Source organism: Marinobacter bohaiensis, from assembly GCF_003258515.1.
In the GTDB taxonomy this organism is placed as follows: Bacteria; Pseudomonadota; Gammaproteobacteria; order Pseudomonadales; family Oleiphilaceae; genus Marinobacter_A; species Marinobacter_A bohaiensis.
The window spans coordinates 1-5,792 of sequence record NZ_QGEH01000009.1 but is presented as its reverse complement, the minus strand read 5'-3'; the positions used below and the strand labels follow the sequence as shown (position 1 = coordinate 5,792).

Sequence of the window (5,792 nt, the reverse complement as noted above, 5' to 3'; positions counted from 1 at the left end):
TTAGGAGCCTGACGATGACCTACTCTCGCATGGGCCATGCCACACTACCATCGGCGCAGGTCCGTTTCACTTCTGAGTTCGGGATGGGATCAGGTGGTTCCGGACCGCTATGGTCGTCAGGCAAAAAGGTTGATCACTGGGAAGGGACAAGATTGCGTAGCGATTTCCTGCGTTATCCGCAGTTGGCTTGGGTGTTATATAGTCAAGCCGCACGAGCAATTAGTATCGGTTAGCTCAACGCCTCGCAGCGCTTCCACACCCGACCTATCAACGTCCTGGTCTTGAACGGCTCTTCAGGGCCCTCGAGGGGCCAGGGAGATCTCATCTTGGAAGGGGCTTCCCGCTTAGATGCCTTCAGCGGTTATCCTGTCCGAACTTAGCTACCGGGCAATGCGACTGGCGTCACAACCCGAACACCAGAGGTTCGTCCACTCCGGTCCTCTCGTACTAGGAGCAGCTTTCCTCAAATCTCCAACGTCCACGGCAGATAGGGACCGAACTGTCTCACGACGTTCTAAACCCAGCTCGCGTACCACTTTAAATGGCGAACAGCCATACCCTTGGGACCGGCTTCAGCCCCAGGATGTGATGAGCCGACATCGAGGTGCCAAACACCGCCGTCGATGTGAACTCTTGGGCGGTATCAGCCTGTTATCCCCGGAGTACCTTTTATCCGTTGAGCGATGGCCCTTCCATACAGAACCACCGGATCACTATGACCTGCTTTCGCACCTGCTCGACGTGTCTGTCTCGCAGTTAAGCGGGCTTGTGCCATTACACTAACCGCATGATGTCCGACCATGCTTAGCCCACCTTTGTGCTCCTCCGTTACTCTTTGGGAGGAGACCGCCCCAGTCAAACTACCCACCACACAGTGTCCTTATCCCCGATAAGGGGACCGAGTTAGAACCTCAAACATGCCAGGCTGGTATTTCAAGGTTGGCTCCATGCAGACTGGCGTCCACACTTCAAAGCCTCCCAGCTATCCTACACAAGCATGCTCAAAGTTCACTGTGAAGCTATAGTAAAGGTTCACGGGGTCTTTCCGTCTAGCCGCGGATACACCGCATCTTCACGGCGATTTCAATTTCACTGAGTCTCGGGTAGAGACAGCGCCCCCATCGTTACGCCATTCGTGCAGGTCGGAACTTACCCGACAAGGAATTTCGCTACCTTAGGACCGTTATAGTTACGGCCGCCGTTTACCGGGGCTTCGATCAAGAGCTTCGTCCGAGGACTAACCCCATCAATTAACCTTCCGGCACCGGGCAGGCGTCACACCCTATACGTCCACTTTCGTGTTTGCAGAGTGCTGTGTTTTTAATAAACAGTCGCAGGGGCCTGGTATCTTCGACTGGTCTGGGCTCCACCCGCAGGGGCTTCACCTACTACCAGCGTGCCTTCTCCCGAAGTTACGGCACCATTTTGCCTAGTTCCTTTACCCGAGTTCTCTCAAGCGCCTTGGTATTCTCTACCTGACCACCTGTGTCGGTTTGGGGTACGGTCTCTCGTGACCTGAAGCTTAGAAGATTTTCCTGGAAGCAGGGCATCAATGACTTCGCGCTGCAAGCAGCACTCGTCGTCGCGTCTCGGCATTAAGGACCCGGATTTGCCTAAGTCCTCTGCCTACATGCTTAAACCGGGACAACCGTCGCCCGGCTCACCTAGCCTTCTCCGTCTCTCCATCGCAGTCACGCGAGGTACGGGAATATTAACCCGTTTCCCATCGACTACACCTTTCGGTCTCGCCTTAGGGGCCGACTCACCCTGCGCCGATTAGCGTTGCGCAGGAACCCTTGGTCTTCCGGCGTGCGGGTTTTTCACCCGCATTATCGTTACTCATGTCAGCATTCGCACTTCTGATACCTCCAGCAAGCCTCTCGACTCACCTTCACAGGCTTACAGAACGCTCCCCTACCCCGTGCACTTGCGTGCACAGCCGCAGCTTCGGTAACCAGTTTGAGCCCCGTTACATCTTCCGCGCAGGCCGACTCGACTAGTGAGCTATTACGCTTTCATTAAAGGGTGGCTGCTTCTAAGCCAACCTCCTAGCTGTCTTCGCCTTCCCACATCGTTTCCCACTTAACTGGTATTTGGGGACCTTAGCTGGCGGTCTGGGTTGTTTCCCTTTTCACGACGGACGTTAGCACCCGCCGTGTGTCTCCCGGATAGTACTCACTGGTATTCGGAGTTTGCATCGGTTTGGTAAGTCGGGATGACCCCCTAGCCGAAACAGTGCTCTACCCCCAGTGGTATTCGTCCGAGGCGCTACCTAAATAGCTTTCGGGGAGAACCAGCTATCTCCGGGCTTGATTAGCCTTTCACTCCGATCCACAAGTCATCCCCTGGCTTTTCAACGACAGTGGGTTCGGTCCTCCAGTGCGTGTTACCGCACCTTCAACCTGCTCATGGATAGATCGCCCGGTTTCGGGTCTATGTCCAGCGACTAAGTCGCCCTATTCAGACTCGGTTTCCCTACGGCTCCCCTAGATGGTTAACCTCGCCACTGAACATAAGTCGCTGACCCATTATACAAAAGGTACGCCGTCACACCCGAAGGTGCTCCGACTGCTTGTACGCATACGGTTTCAGGATCTATTTCACTCCCCTCACAGGGGTTCTTTTCGCCTTTCCCTCACGGTACTGGTTCACTATCGGTCAGTCAGGAGTATTTAGCCTTGGAGGATGGTCCCCCCATGTTCAGACAGGATTACACGTGACCCGTCCTACTCGATTTCACTGAACTCAGGTTTCGGATACGGGGCTATCACCCACTATGGCGGCACTTTCCAGAGCCTTCTCCTACCAGTTGTTCAGCTTAAGGGCTGGTCCCCGTTCGCTCGCCGCTACTGAGGGAATCTCGGTTGATTTCTTTTCCTCGGGGTACTTAGATGTTTCAGTTCCCCCGGTTCGCCTCCAATCCCTATGGATTCAGGATTGGATACCTGGCCGAAACCAGGTGGGTTTCCCCATTCAGAGATCTCCGGATCAAAGGTTGTTTGCCACCTCCCCGAAGCTTTTCGCAGGCTTCCACGTCTTTCATCGCCTCTGACTGCCAAGGCATCCACCGTATGCGCTTAGTTGCTTGACTATATAACCCCAAACCAACTGTTTAACCGTCCTGTTGACCGAAGCCTCCAGGTTGGATCCACAGTGTCAGCAGCCTTTTGTCCTGCTGACGCTTGATTCAAGATTAAGCAACCCAACGATTAACACCGGATAACGCTTGAAATCGCTATCAGTGGATCATTCGTTTCGGAGATAAAGAAACGAACAATCCGTGTTGCAATCTTGTCCACATTGTTAAAGAGCATGTCTGACCCAGTGATCAGAAAGAAGGATTTCGGGATCAATCTGTCATCAATCCGAAACGCTTGTTTCTGCACACTGACCGTAGTCAGGGTATCCGTAAAGTTGGTGGAGCCAGGCAGGATCGAACTGCCGACCTCCTGCGTGCAAGGCAGGCGCTCTCCCAGCTGAGCTATGGCCCCATTCTAAGCCTCACCTTCAAACCCGATTATGGCTATCAGGCTTTAGAATTGGGCAGATCGAGGCGTGTTCGGGCGCCGCATAGCCTGCTATGCAAGTCCGGACACAACGATGAGCTGCGCAATTCTGGTGGGTCTGGGTGGACTTGAACCACCGACCTCACCCTTATCAGGGGTGCGCTCTAACCACCTGAGCTACAGACCCATTACCGCTTGATCTTGCTCGACCTGACCGCGTTGCGATCCTCGCTCAGTTGGTCACGTACTTCCGTACGCTCCCGCCTTCACTCAGCTCGCGCCTTGTCAGCTCAAGCAATCTCGGCGCGCTAATCCTGCCACCCTCTTTTCTTTCGAAAAGACAGCCGCAGTCTTACGGGCCTGCTTTAGACCCTTATGCTCTCTCTTCCGCTGACCAAGTAATTCGTGTGGGCTCTGACCGAAGCGTTCGGCTTCGTTTAAGGAGGTGATCCAGCCGCAGGTTCCCCTACGGCTACCTTGTTACGACTTCACCCCAGTCATGAACCACACCGTGGTGATCGTCCTCCCGAAGGTTAGACTAACCACTTCTGGTGCAATCCACTCCCATGGTGTGACGGGCGGTGTGTACAAGGCCCGGGAACGTATTCACCGCGACATTCTGATTCGCGATTACTAGCGATTCCGACTTCACGCAGTCGAGTTGCAGACTGCGATCCGGACTACGACGCGTTTTAAGAGATTGGCTCCCCCTCGCGGGTTCGCGGCCCTCTGTGCGCGCCATTGTAGCACGTGTGTAGCCCTGGCCGTAAGGGCCATGATGACCTGACGTCATCCCCACCTTCCTCCGGTTTGTCACCGGCAGTCTCCCTAGAGTTCCCACCATGATGTGCTGGCAACTAGGGATAGGGGTTGCGCTCGTTACGGGACTTAACCCAACATCTCACGACACGAGCTGACGACGGCCATGCAGCACCTGTGTTTGGGTTCCCGAAGGCACCAATCCATCTCTGGAAAGTTCCCAACATGTCAAGGCCAGGTAAGGTTCTTCGCGTTGCGTCGAATTAAACCACATGCTCCACCGCTTGTGCGGGCCCCCGTCAATTCATTTGAGTTTTAACCTTGCGGCCGTACTCCCCAGGCGGTCGACTTAGTGCGTTAACTGCGCCACTAAAGATTCAAGATCTCCAACGGCTAGTCGACATCGTTTACGGCGTGGACTACCAGGGTATCTAATCCTGTTTGCTCCCCACGCTTTCGCACCTCAGCGTCAGTATTGGTCCAGGTAGCCGCCTTCGCCACTGGTGTTCCTTCCTATATCTACGCATTTCACCGCTACACAGGAAATTCCACTACCCTCTACCATACTCTAGCCAGACAGTTCGAAGTGCCGTTCCCAGGTTGAGCCCGGGGCTTTCACACCTCGCTTATCTAACCGCCTACGCGCGCTTTACGCCCAGTAATTCCGATTAACGCTTGCACCCTCCGTATTACCGCGGCTGCTGGCACGGAGTTAGCCGGTGCTTCTTCTGCAGGTGACGTCAACACTCAAGGGTATTAACCTTAAGCTTTTCCTCCCTGCTGAAAGTGCTTTACAACCCGAAAGCCTTCTTCACACACGCGGCATGGCTGGATCAGGGTTGCCCCCATTGTCCAATATTCCCCACTGCTGCCTCCCGTAGGAGTTCGGGCCGTGTCTCAGTCCCGATGTGGCTGATCATCCTCTCAGACCAGCTACGGATCGTTGCCTTGGTAGGCCATTACCCCACCAACAAGCTAATCCGACATAGGCACATCCAATAGCGCAAGGTCCGAAGAGCCCCTGCTTTCTCCCGAAGGACGTATGCGGTATTAATCCGGGTTTCCCCGGGCTATCCCCCACTACTGGGCAGTTTCCTATGCATTACTCACCCGTCCGCCGCTCGTCAGCATCCAGCAAGCTGGATCTGTTACCGCTCGACTTGCATGTGTTAGGCCTGCCGCCAGCGTTCAATCTGAGCCATGATCAAACTCTTCAGTTTAAATCAAGCAGCTACCGAAGTAGCTAATATCTGCTCAAGACAACACTCAAAATCACCCTCTCCCGAAGGAGAGTTTGACAGGTCGCTGCCTCGATATTTCTTGCCGAAATACCTCAGTCAGCGCCCACACGAATTACTTGGTCAACTTTTTAAAGAGCTGGGCCTTCGCCCTGTTGAGGCCGCGTATTCTACCGCGCTTCTCAACCTTGTCAACCGTTATTTTTCAGCGTTTTCGATGCTTCCGAAACCGCCGAATCGTTGCCGGCTGACCCGTTCAAGGTGGCGCGCATTTTACGCTGTTTCGCCA

2 tRNA genes and 3 rRNA genes are annotated in these 5,792 nt (G+C 54.4%); all 5 read right to left on the bottom strand.

Annotated elements, in window-relative coordinates:
- Window positions 1–6 precede the first annotated feature (6 nt).
- The 5 genes from rrf to DKK67_RS21420 all read right to left on the bottom strand — a co-directional run bounded on the left by rrf (window position 7) and on the right by DKK67_RS21420 (window position 5,485).
- A 5S ribosomal RNA gene (gene rrf, locus DKK67_RS21440) occupies window positions 7–121 on the bottom strand.
- Window positions 122–198: 77 nt separating this feature from the next.
- Window positions 199–3,091, bottom strand: a 23S ribosomal RNA gene (locus tag DKK67_RS21435).
- 324 nt (window positions 3,092–3,415) lie between these two features.
- Window positions 3,416–3,491, bottom strand: a tRNA-Ala gene (locus tag DKK67_RS21430).
- 125 nt (window positions 3,492–3,616) lie between these two features.
- Window positions 3,617–3,693 (bottom strand) — tRNA-Ile (locus DKK67_RS21425).
- A gap of 251 nt (window positions 3,694–3,944) precedes the next feature.
- A 16S ribosomal RNA gene (locus DKK67_RS21420) occupies window positions 3,945–5,485 on the bottom strand.
- The 16S, 23S and 5S rRNA genes sit together here with 2 tRNA genes alongside, the layout of an rRNA operon.
- Window positions 5,486–5,792: the final 307 nt, after the last annotated feature.